Origin of the sequence: Alkalibacterium subtropicum (genome assembly GCF_900112455.1) — a bacterium.
Taxonomy (GTDB): Bacteria; Bacillota; Bacilli; order Lactobacillales; family Carnobacteriaceae_A; genus Alkalibacterium; species Alkalibacterium subtropicum.
In genome coordinates, this window is record NZ_FOLT01000001.1 from 70,476 (window position 1) to 88,120 (window position 17,645).

General features: G+C 41.5%; 19 protein-coding genes. 17 read left to right on the forward strand and 2 right to left on the reverse strand.

The features are described from left to right. Positions 1-132: 132 nt before the first annotated feature. Positions 133-1,251 (forward strand): AI-2E family transporter, encoded by a 1,119-nt coding sequence (locus BM049_RS00360; protein ID WP_091527747.1) that lies wholly within the window; start codon positions 133-135, stop codon positions 1,249-1,251. A gap of 11 nt (positions 1,252-1,262) precedes the next feature. Further along, on the forward strand, positions 1,263-2,855 hold the full coding sequence (locus BM049_RS00365; RefSeq protein WP_091527749.1) for a peptide chain release factor 3: 1,593 nt from the start codon (positions 1,263-1,265) through the stop codon (positions 2,853-2,855). 93 nt (positions 2,856-2,948) lie between these two features. On the opposite strand, the gene BM049_RS00370 is transcribed toward BM049_RS00365, so the two are convergent. Further along, positions 2,949-5,207 (reverse strand): ATP-dependent Clp protease ATP-binding subunit, encoded by a 2,259-nt coding sequence (locus BM049_RS00370; protein ID WP_091527750.1) that lies wholly within the window; start codon positions 5,205-5,207, stop codon positions 2,949-2,951. A 334-nt stretch (positions 5,208-5,541) separates the two neighbouring features. On the opposite strand from BM049_RS00370, the gene BM049_RS00375 reads away from it, so the two are divergent. The 3 genes from BM049_RS00375 to BM049_RS00385 all read left to right on the forward strand — a co-directional run bounded on the left by BM049_RS00375 (position 5,542) and on the right by BM049_RS00385 (position 8,468). Continuing rightward, positions 5,542-5,808: a phosphocarrier protein HPr gene (locus tag BM049_RS00375; protein WP_091527752.1), complete on the forward strand. Its 267-nt coding sequence runs from the start codon at positions 5,542-5,544 to the stop codon at positions 5,806-5,808. Further along, positions 5,808-7,532 (forward strand): phosphoenolpyruvate--protein phosphotransferase, encoded by a 1,725-nt coding sequence (gene ptsP / locus BM049_RS00380; protein ID WP_091527753.1) that lies wholly within the window; start codon positions 5,808-5,810, stop codon positions 7,530-7,532. The genes BM049_RS00375 and ptsP overlap by 1 nt, the downstream gene beginning before the upstream one ends. 66 nt (positions 7,533-7,598) lie before the next feature. Continuing rightward, on the forward strand, positions 7,599-8,468 hold the full coding sequence (locus BM049_RS00385) for an NAD(P)-dependent oxidoreductase (protein ID WP_091527755.1): 870 nt from the start codon (positions 7,599-7,601) through the stop codon (positions 8,466-8,468). Between the two features lie 336 nt (positions 8,469-8,804). Here BM049_RS00385 and BM049_RS00390 read toward each other — a convergent pair whose 3' ends face one another. Then, positions 8,805-9,986, reverse strand: coding sequence for an aminotransferase class I/II-fold pyridoxal phosphate-dependent enzyme (locus tag BM049_RS00390; protein ID WP_091527757.1), 1,182 nt, complete (start codon positions 9,984-9,986; stop codon positions 8,805-8,807). A gap of 183 nt (positions 9,987-10,169) precedes the next feature. Here BM049_RS00390 and BM049_RS00395 point away from each other — a divergent pair, with 183 nt between their 5' ends. The 12 genes from BM049_RS00395 (at position 10,170) to BM049_RS00450 (ending at position 17,478) form a co-directional block, all read left to right on the forward strand. Beyond that, positions 10,170-10,421: a YkuJ family protein gene (locus tag BM049_RS00395; RefSeq protein ID WP_091527758.1), complete on the forward strand. Its 252-nt coding sequence runs from the start codon at positions 10,170-10,172 to the stop codon at positions 10,419-10,421. Positions 10,422-10,509: 88 nt separating this feature from the next. Continuing rightward, entirely contained in the window at positions 10,510-11,058 is a 549-nt protein-coding gene (locus BM049_RS00400; protein WP_091527760.1) for a YqeG family HAD IIIA-type phosphatase, read from the forward strand. Continuing rightward, positions 11,033-12,163, forward strand: coding sequence for a ribosome biogenesis GTPase YqeH (gene yqeH, locus BM049_RS00405; RefSeq protein WP_091527762.1), 1,131 nt, complete (start codon positions 11,033-11,035; stop codon positions 12,161-12,163). Before BM049_RS00400 ends, yqeH begins: the two co-directional genes overlap by 26 nt. A gap of 29 nt (positions 12,164-12,192) precedes the next feature. Next, the gene (gene yhbY / locus BM049_RS00410) at positions 12,193-12,513 is read left to right on the forward strand and encodes a ribosome assembly RNA-binding protein YhbY (protein WP_091527763.1); all 321 of its coding nucleotides are present in this window, start codon (positions 12,193-12,195) and stop codon (positions 12,511-12,513) included. Between the two features lie 15 nt (positions 12,514-12,528). After that, entirely contained in the window at positions 12,529-13,191 is a 663-nt protein-coding gene (locus tag BM049_RS00415) for a nicotinate-nucleotide adenylyltransferase (RefSeq protein WP_091527765.1), read from the forward strand. Beyond that, positions 13,160-13,762 carry a bis(5'-nucleosyl)-tetraphosphatase (symmetrical) YqeK gene (gene yqeK / locus BM049_RS00420; protein ID WP_245751803.1) on the forward strand — a complete coding sequence of 201 codons (603 nt, stop codon included), beginning with the start codon at positions 13,160-13,162 and terminating at the stop codon, positions 13,760-13,762. Before BM049_RS00415 ends, yqeK begins: the two co-directional genes overlap by 32 nt. Positions 13,763-13,773: 11 nt before the next feature. After that, positions 13,774-14,133, forward strand: coding sequence for a ribosome silencing factor (gene rsfS / locus BM049_RS00425; RefSeq protein WP_245751805.1), 360 nt, complete (start codon positions 13,774-13,776; stop codon positions 14,131-14,133). Next, positions 14,121-14,855 carry a class I SAM-dependent DNA methyltransferase gene (locus tag BM049_RS00430; RefSeq protein ID WP_245751806.1) on the forward strand — a complete coding sequence of 245 codons (735 nt, stop codon included), beginning with the start codon at positions 14,121-14,123 and terminating at the stop codon, positions 14,853-14,855. Before rsfS ends, BM049_RS00430 begins: the two co-directional genes overlap by 13 nt. An 11-nt stretch (positions 14,856-14,866) precedes the next feature. Further along, the gene (locus BM049_RS00435) at positions 14,867-16,054 is read left to right on the forward strand and encodes a nucleotidyltransferase (RefSeq protein WP_091527768.1); all 1,188 of its coding nucleotides are present in this window, start codon (positions 14,867-14,869) and stop codon (positions 16,052-16,054) included. Between the two features lie 123 nt (positions 16,055-16,177). After that, positions 16,178-16,738: a YceD family protein gene (locus BM049_RS00440; RefSeq protein WP_091527770.1), complete on the forward strand. Its 561-nt coding sequence runs from the start codon at positions 16,178-16,180 to the stop codon at positions 16,736-16,738. 40 nt (positions 16,739-16,778) lie between these two features. Continuing rightward, entirely contained in the window at positions 16,779-16,958 is a 180-nt protein-coding gene (gene rpmF / locus BM049_RS00445) for a 50S ribosomal protein L32 (RefSeq protein ID WP_091527771.1), read from the forward strand. A gap of 145 nt (positions 16,959-17,103) precedes the next feature. After that, on the forward strand, positions 17,104-17,478 hold the full coding sequence (locus BM049_RS00450) for a DUF3397 family protein (RefSeq protein WP_177188538.1): 375 nt from the start codon (positions 17,104-17,106) through the stop codon (positions 17,476-17,478). Positions 17,479-17,645 lie beyond the last annotated feature (167 nt).

Consider the following 17,645-nt stretch of genomic DNA (forward strand, 5'->3'; position numbering starts at 1 on the left):
CCTCTTTTCTGAAATTATGTCTTACTATAGCAATTTTTACGTTTTACGTCAACGTATCAGCGAACTTACTCTTTCAATAGAACGCTGTGTCGCTTATAATGTAAGAGAATCAAATAAAAAGAGGGGGATAAAGTGATCGACTGGAAAGAATCCAAATTAATGTTTTGGACAGTATGGCTGTTAATAGTAGCCGTACTCATTTATGTGCTGCAACGTATCGATTTTATATTAAATCCCTTAGTTGGTATTCTGACTGCCTTATTTATGCCGCTGCTGATAGCCGGATTCCTGTATTATTTACTGAATCCTCTGGTTGAACTGCTGGAACGCTTTAAAGTGAAACGGATTTTTGGGGTTGCTATAGTAATGATATTACTTGTTGGATTTATTGCCCTATCGATCCTTCTGGGTATACCTATGCTCATCGAACAGACATCAAATCTGATTTCCGGCATACCGGTGTTTATTAGCGAACTGGAAATATACGCCAATCGATTAGCTGAAGAACCGTGGATGCAGCAAATCGATATCAGCATGGCTCTTGAAAATCTGGAAATATGGTTGAGAGATATGGGGTCACGTTTCCTCTCTGGAATGGTGTCCGGGGTAGGCAGTGCCATACAGGCCTTTACTGAACTGGCGTTTCTGTTTATCACAGTGCCCGTGATCCTGTTTTATATGCTGCATGATGGTCACAAGTTTCTTCCTTTAGTAGTGGAAATGACACCGACGAAGTACAAGAAAAATATAAAAGAAATGATTATTCAGACAGATGACACTATTTCTAGTTATATCAGCGGAAAAGGCATGGCATCTTTACTGGTTGGCGTACTGCTCTTTTTCATGTATTCGATCGTGGATATGCCTTCAGCTTTCCTGCTGTCATTTTTTGCTGCCATTACCAATTTCATTCCATACATCGGCCCATTCATCGGAGCAGGACCGGCTATTGTTGTAGGTCTCATTGGATCTCCTGCACGGGCCATACTGGCGGCTGTCTTTGTTCTGATTGCTCAGCAACTGGACAGCAACTTTTTTACCCCGCTGCTTGTGGGTAAGTCCCTGGCTATTCATCCGCTGACTGTCATACTGGTGTTGCTGGCATCCGCCAATATAGCCGGACTGATCGGGATGCTGATCGGCGTGCCCGTTTTCGCGATCCTGAAAACGATTGGGATATACCTGGTCAAAATGTATCGGGAACAGAAATTAATGAAGTATTCAATAGAAAAAAATAATATTAAAGAGTAAGGACGTTTATATTGAGTGATAATAAAACCAATACATTAACTAAAGAAGTAAAAAGAAGACGCACATTCGCTATTATTTCCCATCCGGATGCGGGGAAGACGACGATAACTGAACAGCTGCTGCTGTTTGGCGGGGCAATCAGACAAGCCGGAACCGTAAAGGCCAAAAAATCCGGGAAATTTGCGAAGTCTGACTGGATGGAAATCGAGAAGCAAAGAGGGATTTCTGTAACAAGTTCAGTCATGCAGTTCGAATATCAGAATAAGCGGATCAATATCCTGGATACCCCAGGGCATGAAGATTTCTCTGAAGACACATACCGGACATTGATGGCCGTAGATGCGGCTGTCATGGTTGTAGACAGCGCGAAAGGTATCGAGGAACAGACGAAAAAACTTTTTAAAGTCTGCCGCATGAGAGGTATCCCTATCTTTACCTTCATGAATAAACTGGACAGAGATGGAAGAGAACCGCTTGAGCTGATAGAAGAACTGGAAGAAGTCCTTGAAATCGATGCCTATCCCATGAACTGGCCGATAGGTTCCGGAAAGACACTATTAGGCTTATATGATCTTTTCCACAATCGGATCGAAGCATTCAGACCTGATGAAACCAATAATGGTGAACGCTTTATCCCACTCAATGAAGAAGGAGAGATCGAAGGGGATCATAGATTCAAGAAGGAGTCTCTTTATGATCAAGTACTCGAAGAAGCCTTGCTTCTGAAAGAAGCAGGGAACGCGTTTTCCACTGAAGCCATTGCTGCAGGGGAGCTAAGTCCCGTCTTCTTCGGGTCAGCTTTGACTAATTTTGGAGTCCAGACTTTCCTAGAGACGTTCTTGCAGTTTGCTCCTGAACCATCTGCTCATGAAATGAGAGAGAATGACGTCATCAAACCAACAGAACCAGAATTTTCCGGGTTCATTTTCAAAATTCAGGCCAATATGGATCCGCGTCACCGAGATCGGATAGCATTCTTGAGAATTTGCTCAGGTAAATTTGACCGGGGTATGGATGTCACGTTATCACGAACGGGTAAGAAAATCAGGCTGTCAAATTCCACTCAATTTATGGCAGAAAGCAGAGAAACTGTGACGGATGCAGTTGCCGGTGATATTATCGGCCTTTATGATACGGGGAACTTCCAGATAGGAGATACCCTGTATGCCGGGAAAGATGAGATAGAGTTTCAGGAATTGCCTCAATTTACACCGGAACTGTTTATGAAAGTAGAACCGAAAAATGTAATGAAACAAAAATCCTTCCATAAAGGAATCAACCAATTAGTTCAGGAAGGCGCAATCCAGCTTTATAAATCCTATCATACTGAGACTTATATTATCGGTGCGGTAGGTCAGCTCCAGTTTGAAGTCTTCGAACACCGTATGCGTAATGAATACAATTCAGAAGTCATCATGACATCTATCGGCAGCCGCATTGCCCGCTGGATAGATCCGGAACAGTTGGACGAGAATATGGGATCGAGCCGCAATATGCTTGTCAGAGATCGTTTCGATCAGCCGTTATTCTTGTTTGAAAACCAATTTGCCATGAGATGGTTCAGTGATAAATATCCTGATGTAGAACTGACTTCATTGCTATAAGAAACCGAAAAACACAGATCCCCTTCGTTGAACTCAACGTAAAGGGGACCTGTGTTTTTTTATCCGAACTTCAATATTTCGTCGGTACGATCACTAATCATTGTCTTTATTTTGATCAGCTTCTTCATCTGATTTCTGCTGATCTTCATTAGCTGTCTTTTCTTTGGATTTTTTAGTGATCACAATAGAATCGTCTTCTACTGTAGCCATTATATCACCTGGTTCTGGATTATTGATATAAAACTCAGCGATTTTATCTTCGATTTGTTCTTCAATGACCCGTCTTAACGGACGTGCGCCCATCTTAGGATCGTATCCCAAATCAACTAGCTTCTCTTTAGCGGACTGATCGACGTGGACGGTCATATCATGCTGGCTTAATGCTTCATTCACATCAGCTAGCATCAGGTCGACGATTTTCATCAGGTTTTCTTTGGTCAATGAGTGAAATTCGACGATACCATCGAAACGGTTCAGGAATTCAGGCTTAAAGTAGTCCTGGAGATGATTCAGTATCGAATGCTGTTCTCCGCTCATTTGAGCACCGAATCCAACACTTGATTCGACATTGGTCGTTCCGGCATTACTTGTCATGATGATAATCGTTTCTTTAAAATTGACCGTTCTGCCCTGAGCGTCTGTCAAACGGCCATCGTCTAAAATCTGCAGAAACATATGCAAAACATCTGGATGAGCTTTCTCCACTTCATCAACCAGGATCAGACTATATGGGTTACGTCTGACTTTTTCGGTCAATTGTCCGGCTTCATCATAGCCGACATAACCTGGCGGGGAACCGATCAGTTTAGAGGTACTGTGTTTTTCCATATACTCACTCATGTCGAGCCTGATGTAGGCATCTTTGCTGCCAAATAACTCTAGTGCCAAAGTCTTAGCAAGTTCTGTTTTACCTACACCTGTAGGACCAATAAACATAAATGATCCGATCGGCCGATTCTTTTGTTTCAAACCTATGCGGTTACGTCTGATGGCTCTGGCCACCTTGTTAATAGCTTCATCTTGACCAATAACATGTTTTCTAAGTGAACGATCAAGGTCTTGAAGCTGTGCCTGTTCTTTTTCTTTAAGTTCACCCACAGGGATACCTGTTTTGATTTCAATGATATTGATGATGTCCTGTTCTGTGACTTCAGGCTGTTCAGACTGAGGTGTCTGCTGATTGATCATTTCCTTATATTTGCTGACCTGATCGCGATAAAAGGCAGCTTTCTCATAATCTTCCTGCTCCAGGGCTTCTTGTTTATTCTTTTCAGCTACATCTATCTTTTCTTCGAGTTCTTTAGGATCGACCGATTGTATAGACAGATTCTTTTTAGAACCTGACTCATCCAGCAGGTCGATAGCCTTGTCTGGTAAAAAACGGTCCTGGATATAGCGGTGTGACAATTCAACAGCACTTTTTAATGCTTTGTCTGTATACTTGACGTGATGGTAGTCTTCGTATTTAGACTGTATGCCTTTTAAGATGGTCAGTGTTTCTTCAATAGTTGGTTCATTCACTCTTACGGGCTGAAGCCGGCGTTCCAGTGCAGGATCTTTTTCGATTTTTCTGTACTCATTTAAAGTCGTAGCGCCGACCATCTGAAGTTCGCCCGTAGCAAGAGCAGGTTTGAGTATATTACCGGCATCCATGCTGCTTCCTTCTGCTGAGCCAGCTCCAACGAGTTCGTGTACTTCATCGATGAAAAGGATGATGTCATCCGTGGCTTTTAATTCATTCATTAACTGCTGCATACGTTCTTCAAACTGCCCTCTGATACCTGTGCCCTGAACAAGAGAGGCTACGTCGAGTCGGATGACTTCTTTGTTCAAAAGCTTTTGTGGGACTTCACCGTTCACGATTTTTAAAGCTAGCCCTTCAACGATCGCGGTTTTACCCACACCGGCTTCACCTGTTAGAACAGGGTTGTTCTTTTTTCGTCTATTCAAGATCTCGATAACACGTTCAATTTCTTTGTCTCGTCCAATTATGGGATCGATATTGCCTTCTCTAGCCATTTTCGTCAAGTCTATGCCATATTCACCGAGTAAGCCTCCGCGTCCGCCGCCTTTGCGTGGGGGCTGCTGATTGTTACCAGTGAACTGCTGATTAGGAGGGGTAGGTTGCTGAGCATTTGGATTCTGATTCTGATAGAGAGCACGGAACAGGTCGTCAAATTGATTGAAACCAAAGGGGTCCTGGCTGTTTCCTTTATTTAAACGTCCTTGCTGTTCCTGCTGTTTAATTTCACGATAACATTTTTGACAAAGGTCAATTTCACGTCGTTGTCCATTGACGCTAGTTGTTAAATGAATCGTTGCAGGCCGTTCCATACAACGTTGACATATCATGATGAGAAAACTTCCTTTCTATTTAAGTTCTAACTACATTATACGTATTATTCATTCAAAGGTCAGTTCAAAACGTTTGAGTCTTCGTCAAAACGTTTGACCAATGCTGACCTTTGATGTGTATATTATACATTGACCAATTTTGACTTTCAAGGATTAGTTACATGAGTTGAGAAAAAGTAGTTGTAGGTAAAGGAGAAAAGTGGTAATCTGTATAGGAAGAAAGAATAAAATGGCGGTTTAATGGAAACATAAGCATGAGTGCAGCTATTCGTGTGTATCGACATTCTATTCTTTTCATATTAAAATACTTTATTTAAAAGGAGCAGTTCAAATGGAAAAAAGAGAATACACGATTATTGCAGATACAGGGATTCACGCTAGACCTGCAACATTATTAGTACAGCAGGCAAGTAAGTTCAACTCAGATATCACTTTAGACTACAAAGGTAAATCTGTTAACTTGAAATCTATCATGGGCGTTATGTCTTTAGGCGTAGGTAAAGGTGCAGAAGTATCGATTACAGCTGATGGCGCGGATGAAAAAGAAGCCATCGAAGGAATCGAAGAAACAATCAAAAATGAGGGAATGGCTGAATAATGACTTCAAAAGTATCCGGAATTGCAGCCAGTGATGGGATCGCCCATGCAAAAGCTTACTTACTCGTTGAACCAGATTTAACGGTCGAGAAAAATGAAATTTCTGATACTGATGCTGAAATGAAACGCTTAACTGAAGCGACTGATAAAGCTAAAGAACAATTAACTAAAATCAGAGCCATTGCTTCTGAATCATTAGGCGAAGAAGAGGCACAAGTATTTGATGCTCATATTATGGTATTGTCAGATCCTGATTTGATGGATCCGACGAAAGCTGTTATCGATAGTGAGAAAGTAAACGCGGAATTTGCCTTCAAACAGGTGACGAATACATTCATCACCATGTTCGAGGGTATGGAAGACAATGCATATATGCAGGAACGTGCAGCCGACATCCGTGATGTCAGAAAACGTGTGATCGCAAATCTCCTGAACGTGACTTTGCCTTCACCAGCAACCATCGAAGAGGAAGTCATTATCATTGCAGAAGATTTAACACCGAGCGATACAGCGCAGTTGAATAAAAAGTATGTCAAGGCATTCGTCACTAACGTTGGAGGCCGTACATCGCATTCTGCAATCATGGCTAGATCACTTGAAATCCCAGCAATCGTTGGGACTAAAGATATTACTGAACGTGTCTCTGAAAACGATCAGCTTATTGTTGATGGTTTAGAAGGGGATGTTTATATAAATCCTTCTGAAGATGAAGTGTCTTCATTCAACAAGAAAGCTGAAGATTATGACAAGCTGAAACAGGAATGGGATCAGCTGCTCAATGAACCGAGTGTTACAAAAGACGGCAAACATGTCGAACTGGCTGCGAATATTGGTACACCAAAAGACTTAGTCGGTGTTAAAGATAACGGCGGGGAAGGTATCGGCTTGTACCGTACTGAATTTTTATATATGGATTCTGCAGAACTTCCTACTGAAGATGACCAGTATGAAGCGTACAGAAAAGTTCTGGAAGGCATGGAAGGCAAACCGGTCGTTGTCAGAACGATGGACATCGGCGGAGATAAAGAGCTGCCGTATTTAGAATTGCCTAAAGAAATGAATCCGTTCCTTGGTTACCGTGCTATACGCGTGAGTTTAGATCAGGATTCCATTTTCAGAACTCAGTTAAGAGCATTACTGCGTGCGTCAGTTCACGGTGCATTGCGTATCATGTTCCCGATGATTGCGACACTGCAGGAATTCAGAGAAGCTAAAGCCATACTGGAAGAAGAAAAAGCCTTATTGATCAAAAAAGGTGTGGAGGTCTCCGATTCGATCCAAGTCGGAATAATGATCGAGATTCCTGCTGCGGCAGTATTGGCTGACCAGTTTGCTAAAGAGGTAGACTTCTTCAGTATTGGAACAAACGATTTGATTCAATATACCATGGCTGCAGATAGGATGAACGAACAGGTTTCATACCTGTATCAACCGTATAATCCTTCGATCTTGCGCCTTGTAAAAATGGTTATTGATGCTGCTCATAGCGAAGGTAAATGGGCCGGTATGTGCGGAGAGATGGCTGGAGATCAGATTGCCGTTCCACTTCTTATTGGACTGGGATTAGATGAATTCTCCATGAGTGCCACAAGTATTCTTAAAACCAGAAGCCTGCTTAAAAAACTGGATTCTGCGGAAATGAAAGAATTGTCTCATAAGGCTGTTACAGAGTGCACAACGGTAGATGAAGTTATTGAGCTAGTCAACAAATATGTAAAAGATTGATTAGATAGATCGGGTTCCGTTTGGAGCTCGATCTTTTTTCTATATTAAAAATACAGGAGTGAGCGTATGACTGACATCGGATTCATCGGAACAGGCGTCATGGGAAAATCTGTAGTAGAACACTTGCTGGAAAATGATCACGCTGTGACTGTGTACAATCGTACGAGGGCAAAAGCGGAAACACTTTTAACTAAAGGTGCCGTGTGGGCTGAAACGCCTCAGAAGGTTGCGGAAAAATCAGATATCATTTTTACGATGGTAGGGTATCCTATAGACGTAGAAGATGTCTATTATGGAGAAAAAGGCATATTTAAGGCGAATGTAACGGGAAAAGTCCTTATCGATTTAACGACAAGTACACCTTCGCTGGCAGAAAAAATAAGTCAGACAGCAAGGAAGAAGCATGCAGCTGCCTTGGATGCACCGGTTTCCGGTGGAGACCTCGGTGCGAAAAAAGGAACACTTACGATAATGGCCGGTGGGGATGAACAGGTATTCAACGATATGAAAGAGATCTTCAAATTATTCTCATCGTCGCTTGAACTGCATGGGCCTGCCGGCAGTGGTCAGCATACAAAGATGGCTAATCAGATAATGGTCGCAGGCACAATGACGGGACTGACAGAAATGCTTGTTTACGCCGAAAAAGCTCAGCTTGATCTAGACAAAGTAGTCAAGACATTAAGCGGCGGTGCGGCAGGAAACTGGTCTCTGGAGAACTATTCTCCTCGGATACTAAGAGAGGATTATACAGCTGGATTTTTTGTCAAACATTTTATTAAGGATTTGAGTATTGCGCTTGATGAAGCAGAGAAGATGGGGGTGGACTTACCATCCACTAAATTAGCCAAAGCGTTATATGAGCAGTTGAGTCAGCTGGGTCACGCAGAAGACGGGACACAGGCACTGATCAAATTGTGGTGGGAAAACGAATAAGATAGTTACTGGTGTTTGAAGTTAAAGAAGCTGGCGTTTACAATGATCTCAAAAAGTCTAACTTTTTTGGGTCATTATAAACGCCAGCTTCTTTCTTGGTTCAGTCAAGGCAAAGTATTCTTCTGACGTTATTGTGACCAGTTGACGCCGGAAGTCTCCCGGAAGTGGTCTCAAAACCCATTTTAGGAATCCATTGAAACAATAAATGCTAATTTCACCAAATAGTGATTGTGATACCATACACTAAGTAAGTCATCTGGATGTTTTTTGTATAAAGGTCTTTACAAAAAGCAAAAAGACTGGGAGTCTCTTCCCAGCCTCGATTCTCTGCCAACTTCATTCTCTTAACTTATTTACATAGTCGGTCAACCGAACCATTGCTGTCTTGATATCTTCTAAACTCGATGCGTAGCTGATCCTGAAATAGCCTTCACCGGCAGCTCCAAAGGCATCTCCGGGAATCATAGCTACGCGGTATTCCTCTGCAAAGCCGTAGCAGAAATCGTAGCTGCTCATTTGAATATCCTCTGGCAGAGCCGCAAATATATAAAAGGCCCCTTTAGGTTCCGTAACTTTTAAATTCAATTTTTCAAGTGTCTGGATGAGGACATCACGACGTTTTTTATAAGCGGTCTTCATCGGTAGGGCGTCATCCTGACCATTTGTCAAGGCTTCGATCCCAGCAAATTGAGTAATAGTCGAAGCACTCGTGACGAGAGACTGATGCGTTTTGACGAGTTCAGTAGAAATAGGCTGAGGTGCGAAAATCAGACCTAGACGCCAGCCTGTCATGGCGTGCGATTTTGACAGACCGTTGATAACGATCGTCTGCTCCCTGAGATGTTCGCCTAAAGAGATATGTCTGTCGTCATAAACAAGTTCGCTGTATATCTCATCGCTGACCACAAGCATCTGAGGATATGTTGAAAGTGTATGAGCGATACCCTCGACTTCAGCTTTGTTCCAGGTCGTACCTGTTGGGTTATTGGGATAATTTAATATTATAGCTTTAGGGGGTTTATCCAGGGATCGAATCGTTTCCTCGATCAGTTCAGGTGTGACCATAAATCCGGTTCCAGATGTATCCATGTATACCGGGATCGACTGACTCATCTTCACCAGTGAATCGTATAGAGAAAAGGCAGGTGAGGGGATCAGAACATAATCCCCCGGATTAAGTATGGTAAATAGAGTTGTAGCCAACGCCTCAGTGGCCCCCACGGTTGCAATAACTTCAGTTTCCGGTTCGTATGACAGGTTATATTTAGCCGCTGCGAAGGCTGAAGCAGCCTCTCGAAGCTTGATGTCACCCGCAGTCCGTGTATAGAATGAAAAATCAGAATCGATCGCTTTTTTAGCGGCCTCCTTGACATGATCAGGAGTGGGGAAATCTGGCTGGCCGAGTGTCAGTCGGATCAGTGGTTCAAAAGTGCTGACCTGATCATCGAACTGCCTGATTTTAGAGATTTCAAGGTTTGTTATTTGTTTGTTAAGATCAAATTGGATAGGTTTTTTCATGAGTTTCTCCTCCTATATCGTATTAGTTTACCATAATGTGATTTAGAAAAAACAGTAAAAAATCGGATGCAGACCTATATGTGACATTAATCGGTTGAAATCACAGTGCATCTGATGTAATTTAAGCTGAAATCTGGTAAAATGGAGAAGTGAAGAGACAAAAGAAGAGAAAGGGGAAAACAAATGAAACCATCCCAACTTATACCTATTATCAGAAGACTGGACGCAATGCGTGAAGATCAGTCGGATGAAGTTCAAATAAGACGTTTTGAACGAAATGGTGAAGAAAAATGCATCGTACGCTATGATAATAAATCCAATATGTTTGAGCTTGAAGACCGCACGACAGAACAGACCTATGAATTCGATAATATCGATTACGTGGCTGTTGAAATACTTGAACTGGTCCAACCCGCAACATCTACAGAAGAGTAAGAAGTGCACAAAAGGAAGGGCTTTGTGTGCTTCCTTTTTTTTAGAAACTCCCCTTTCGTGCATGTTGATTTCAGTCAGGAGGGAAAATATGTTGAGTAGTTTTAAGCCGACGTGGATGGTTGAATCCATATATCAGATTACACCCGAACAGTTAAAGAGAGAAAATATCAAAGCTGTATTGACCGACTTGGATAATACGCTTATTGCCTGGAATAATCCGGAGGCAACGGAAGAAACGATCGCGTGGATCAAATTAATGAAAAAAAATGATATCAAAGTGGTCATTTTATCCAATAACTCCAGAAAAAGAGTGAAGAAAGTAGCAAGTATCCTTGAACTGGATTTTATACCCAGCGCCCTTAAGCCGTTAACAAGAGGATTTAAAAAAGCTCTTGAGCAATACCCTTTTTCTGAAAGCGAATGGCTGATGGTCGGTGATCAGGTCATCACTGATATAAGAGGGGCGAATAAGGCGGGCATAAAAACGGTACTGGTAAAGCCCATTCTAGATTCTGATGCCTGGAACACACGTTTGAACAGATTTATAGAATTGAAGATAATGAACTATCTGTTAAAAAAAGATCCGGAAATGAAATGGAGAGATACGATACATGGCAGACGAATTAAAGAACAATGAACTAAGGTGTATTGGCTGCGGAGCGGTATTGCAGTCAGAAGACGTAACGAAATCAGGATACCTCCCTGCATCTGTCCTTGATAAAAAAAGCGCAGATGATCCTGTGTACTGTAAACGCTGCTTTCGTCTGAGACACTATAATGAAGTACAGGATATAGAACTGAGTGATGATGACTTTTTGAATATGCTTCACGAGTTGAATGAAGAAAATGCACTGATAGTTAATGTCATCGACATATTTGATTTTAACGGAAGTATTATTTCAGGTATCCAGAGATTTGCAGGGAACAATCCTATCGTTATCGTAGCGAATAAAAGTGATCTGCTGCCTAAATCGCTGGGGGAAGGTAAACTTCGTCAATGGGTCACAGAGCAGGTCCACAGTTATGGTATCAGACCTCAGAACGTCTATTTAATCAGTGCCCTTAATAAAGCGTCTGTTGAAGCTTTCATGGAAGCGCTGGATAAGGAACGTCAGGGGAAAAATGTATATGTTGTAGGGACGACGAATGTAGGGAAGTCGACGCTTATCAATCAAATCATTAACATCGCCACGGATTCAGAAGATACGATCACGACGTCATATTTCCCGGGGACGACGTTAGGTAAAATCGAGATCCCATTAGATGATGAGAAAGTTCTGGTGGACACTCCCGGCATCATTCAAAAAAGTCAATTGTCACACTTTTTAGATGCCAAAGATTTAAAAATCGTCACACCGAGAAAAGAAGTGAAACCGAAAAATTATCAGTTGAACGATAATCAGACATTATTCTTCGGAGGACTGGCTCGCTTTGACTACTTAATGGGTGAAGAAAAAGAATCCTTTGTCTGTTATGTATCGAATGAACTTTATATTCATCGCACAAAAACAGAAAGAGCAGATGAATTGTATGCGAACCAGTTAGGGGAACTGCTTACACCTCCGAATGCTGAGTCGGCTGCTGATTTCCCGGCACTCAAGCGTCATGAATTTAAAATCAAGGAACCGTCTGATATCGTCTTCAGCGGCTTGGGCTGGGTATCGATCGACGCTGCAGATATCACGGTAGCCGGCTGGGCTCCGGAAGGTGTAGACGTTACAATGAGAAAGCAGCTTATTTAAAGAACTTATACTCAGAAAAGAGGATGGATATGAATTTAACAGGTAAACAAAAACGATTCTTGAGATCAGAGGCAAACAGACTGACGCCTATTTTCCAAATCGGAAAAAATGGACTGACCGTTGAAATGGTCCAGGAATTTGAAGATTCACTCGAAAATAAAGAATTAATGAAAGTCCAGTTGCTCCAGAACACAGACTGGACAGCTACTGAAGCTGTTGAGTTTATAGAAGAAAACTCAGATATTACTGTCGTGCAGAAAATAGGCAGGGTATTAGTGTTGTTTAAGCCTTCTGACAAAGAAAAATATCAGCGCTACTCTTCTCGTCTGCCTAAATCCAATCATTCATAAAGGAGAGAACGAGCGTTGGTCGATAAAGTTGCAAATGTCATTGAACCGGAAGTTCTAACTGAATTGTTCGGGGCATCCCCAAAAAGAAAAATCGGGATTTTGGGCGGAACATTCAATCCGCCACATTTGGGACATTTAATCATAGCCGAGCAAGTCAGGGATCAGCTTGATTTAGAAAAAATTCTGTTTATGCCGAGTGCAGAACCTCCACATAAGAAAGTAAAGAAAACCATTGATGGCACATATCGGTCCGCAATGCTGACGGAGACTTTGAAAGGCAATGATACTTTTTCTATAGAAGATGCAGAACTGAAACGCGGAGGAAAAAGTTACACATATGATACCATCGTTGAACTTAAACAAAAAAATCCGGAAGTAGATTATTACTTTATTATCGGGGCGGACATGGTCCAGGATTTGAAAAACTGGTACAAAATCGATGAGCTCATAAAACTGGTTCAATTCGTTGCAGTCAACCGTCCTTATTATAATCTGGATACCTCTTATCCTGTCATCGGTGTCGATGTACCGAATATTGACATCAGTTCCACGCTGATTCGTCAGAAAGTGAAACACGGTTGTTCGATCAGATATTTGGTGCCTCCCGCAGTAGAGAATTATATTGAAAGCAAAGGATTATATAAAAATGAAGAAAATTCAGATGGAATACCAGAATAAGTATCTCCGCTTAAGCAGAGAAGAACTCGTCGACCTCATGCATGAGTCTATGAGTTACCGCAGGTACAAACATGTGTTGCGGGTGGAACAGACTGCTTTATATCTCGCTGATAGATACAACATAGATATGGAGAAAGTCAGTGTTGCTGCATTGGCGCATGATTATGCAAAGGAGCGTCCTGATGCGGAAATGCGTGATCTGATCATCAGTGAGAACCTGGAATTAGATATGCTCCAGTTCGGGAGTAACATATGGCACGGACCTGTCGGGGCCGTACTGATGAAAAATGAATATCAGCTTGAGGATAAAGAGATCCTTGAAGCCATAAAATCACATACTATCGGCAGTCCAACAATGGGAGAAGTGGCACAGATCATTTATGTTGCTGACTATATTGAACCCAAACGTTCTCACAGAGGCGTAGATAAAGCCCGGAGACTCGCAGAAAAGGATTTAGTTAAAACAGTTTCTTACATTACCCGACAAACACTGAAACATTTAGTGAAAAGAGAAAACAAAATATATCCCAAGGCAGTTGAAACATACAATGCTTGGGTCGTAGATAATTAAGGAGAGAAAGTATGACACAAACACCAATGGAAGTACTAGAATATGTAGTGAAGGCGGCTGATTCTAAACAAGCTCAGGATATCGTCGCGCTTGACATGAAAAATGTTTCACTGCTGGCAGATTATTTTGTCATTTTACATGCAAATAATGACAGACAACTTAATGCTATTGCAGAAAGCATCTTAGACGAAGCCGGCAAGCACGATCAGGAAATTAAACGTGTGGAAGGTAAAGACGATGCTAAATGGGTACTCATTGATTTAGGGGATGTGATCGTTCATCTATTCAATCAGGAGGAACGGGAATTCTACAAACTGGAACGCCTCTGGTCAGATGCTGAGTATGTAGATATCGAGAAATGGCTGGACTAATGACGTATAACTGGTTTGCTAAAGTATATGATGATCTGATGGATGACAGCTTATATGAGAAATGGCTGGATTACACAGGAAAATATATTCCTAAAGGAGAAATAATACTGGAACTGGGAAGCGGGACCGGAATATTAGGGCTGAAGCTGAAAGAAAGCGGATATGATATAACCGGACTGGATTTGTCCGATGAAATGCTGAGTCTGGCATATAACAGACAACGTGAGGCCGGATTAATATTCCCCTTGATTCAAGGAGATATGAGAGACCTGAAAGATCTGCCTGCCTACCCGAATGTCATCTGCTACAGTGATGCATTATGTTACATGAAAGACGAGGAGGAACTGTTAGCAGTATTCAAAGAAGTTTACAGCAAACTCGAAAAAGAAGGTATGTTTCTTTTTGATGTGCACTCCATTTATCAGATCGAAGCGTTCCTGAGTACCTCTTTTCACGCTGAAACTGATGGGATCGTATTTTTGTGGGACAGTTTTGAAGGGGAAGCACCCTATTCGGTGGAACATGAATTATCTTTTTTTGTTCATAGTAATGATAACTGCTATGACCGATATGAAGAAACACATAAAGAAAGAACCTATCCACTGGATATGTATAAAAAATTGCTGCAGGAAGCTGGCTTCCAAAAGATAGAAGTCAGTGCCGACTTTACAGAAGAAGTAAAAACCGATAGCAAACGCTGGTTCTTTGCCTGTACGAAGTAAGGAGTTCGTTTATGAAAGTATGTGGTATCGTTGCTGAATATAATCCCTTTCACAATGGGCATTTATATCAGCTGGCAGAGGCAAAAAAGAAAACAGGAGCCGATGTCCTGGTTGTAGCCATGTCCGGGAATTTTCTTCAGCGAGGTGAACCGGCTATTATAGACAAATGGCAGAGAGCTCAGGCTGCCCTTAATCATGGTGCTGACATTGTTTTAGAAATACCTGCGGCGTTCAGTGTTCAGCCGGCTGATTTGTTCGCTAAAGGTGCGATCGAACTGCTGGAACTTATGGGGATAGATGTGCTGAGTTTTGGAAGTGAATCCGGTGAGGGTTCTGATTTTCTTATTTCTGCTCAAGTCTATTTGGAGAAAGAGCAGGAAATCGATGCGCTGTTCCAGAAAGAACAGCAGCAGAAACTTACTTATGCCAAAAATATGAGCCGCCTTCTTTCCAAACACGTTCCAGAGATCAAGCTGGATCTTGCTCAGCCGAATAATATTCTAGGGTTTGCCTACGCTAAAGAATTGCAGAAGAAAAACTGTTCCATCGCTATCGAAACTGTCAGAAGAAGGAGCAGTCACTATCATGATCAAGAAATCAGAGTGAATGAGGAAATAGCCAGTGCAACAGCGATCAGAAAAATGCTGTTTTCATCTGATGATTGGAAAGATAACCAGCACCTGCCTTTTCCGGAAGACACAAAAGTCAGCTTAGAACATAGCAAACTGATCAAATGGGACGATTTCTTTCCGTATTTGAAGTACAGGATCATGACAACATCGCTGGAGGAATTAAGTCATATTTACTTAATGGAACAGGGGTTTGAGTACAGAGTGAAGGCTTTGATAAAGGATGCTGGAAATATGCATGAGTTCCTGACTGCACTCAAGACTAAACAGCTTTCCTGGACCAGACTGCAGCGCTTATGTTTTTATATTCTCCTCGACCAGTCAAAAGAAGAAATGGACAAAAGAACAGATCAAATCGATTATATCCGGTTACTGGGCTTTAACACCTCTGGGCAAACATACTTGAGAGAGATTAAGCGGGAGTTAGAGATACCGCTGGTCACAAATATCAGTCAAAAAAATAACGATCTGGTAGGATATGATATTACAGTAGGTGAAGTCTACAGGCTGGCTGATCAAGACAGCATAAAAAGTCAGGATTATAAAAGAAAGCCTGTAAAAATGGATTGACATTATCCGTTTAAACTTGTATAATTATTTTTGTTGCTCAATTAAGTGAAAACTTTTTACAGTAATGATGTTTATGCCTGTGACATGAATTGACAAAAGACGTTTAACACTGAGGTGAAGTCTATGAAAATAAAATGGGCATTAAATGAATTGAAAAAATATCAGGATTCTCCTTTAACTTTAAATGGAGCTGTCGATCTGGAAAAGTCATTGAAAGAAAGAGATAATGATATCCTGGCGGCAAGTCCAGTTTCCCTGCAGGGGAGCTTGACGGTTGATGAGAAATCTGTTTATTATGTTGATTTGATGGTGAAAGTGAAAGTGACATTGCCTTCTTCACGCTCATTAGAACCTGTTGAAGTGTTAATGACTATTCCATTTTCGGAAATCTACCTGGCCCCTGACTCTCCTGTCAGTCTGGAACAGTTTGCAGAAGAGGAACTGGCAGAACGCTTATCCACCGATACGTTGAATCTTAAGAAGCCCATCGAAGATGCTATATTGACAAGCAAACCTAGTCAAATCTTCACAGCGGAAGAGCTTGAGTCAGATGAGATGCCAAGTGGAAAAGATTGGGTAGTTTTGCCTGAAGATCAGCATAACAATGATATGCATTCATCTAATGATGAAGGAGATCCGAGGTTTGCAGTACTTAAAGATCTCTTCAAAGAAGATAACGAGTAAGCAATAGAATTCGAACCCTTTTAAGGAGGTGTGTTGGAAAATGGCAGTACCTAAAAGAAGAACATCTACTAGCAGAAAAGCGAAAAGACGTACTCATATCAAATTGGACCTTCCAAACATGAGTGATTGTCCTAATTGTGGTGAAGTTAAACGTAATCACCACGTTTGCCCTTCATGCGGACATTACGCAGGCAAAGAGGTAATCAACAAAGAAGGATAATTTAATCTGTCTTCAGGATGAAATTAAATTATATAAAAAGTGTTTATGACTCTTGTTCATAAACACTTTTTTGATTTTCGGTATGGTATGATTTACATATAAGTAGTAGTACCCTCTATATTTGACAAGAAACGGAAGTGACTGTGTGAATACTCTGTCAGATTTACTCCCATTGATCGGCTTTTATTCCCTGCCATTCGCAATATTGCTTTTTTCCAAATGGATCAACAGACAATTTAAACTGCTGCGGCTATCGGTTAAAGTAGTGGATCTCATTATTCCATATATGCTGCTGCTCCTGTTCATTATGAGTCAGCTGTATGTCCCTGTCAATCTCATACCTTATTTTACCCTCGTCATCTCGCTGCTGGGGATCCTTTTGGCCAGTTACTATACTTTTTACGAGAAAGAACTGAAGCTGTATCTTTTTTTCAGGATATGGTGGCGGATCGTTTTTATCACCTGTCTATTATTCTATGTCAGTACTGGGATATGGATGATTTATCAGTGGGTAAATTGAACAAATATGTAGTCATGAAACTTTAATAAACATGCGTTCCCTAGCCATTGGTGTCAGTGGCTAGGTTTTTTTTATTTTCTGGAAAAATTCTGTGTTTTCACTTGGAATGATGTGGTGGAAAGTGGGGAATTGTGGTAGACTTTAACATATAAGTGGGGGAGGGGGCA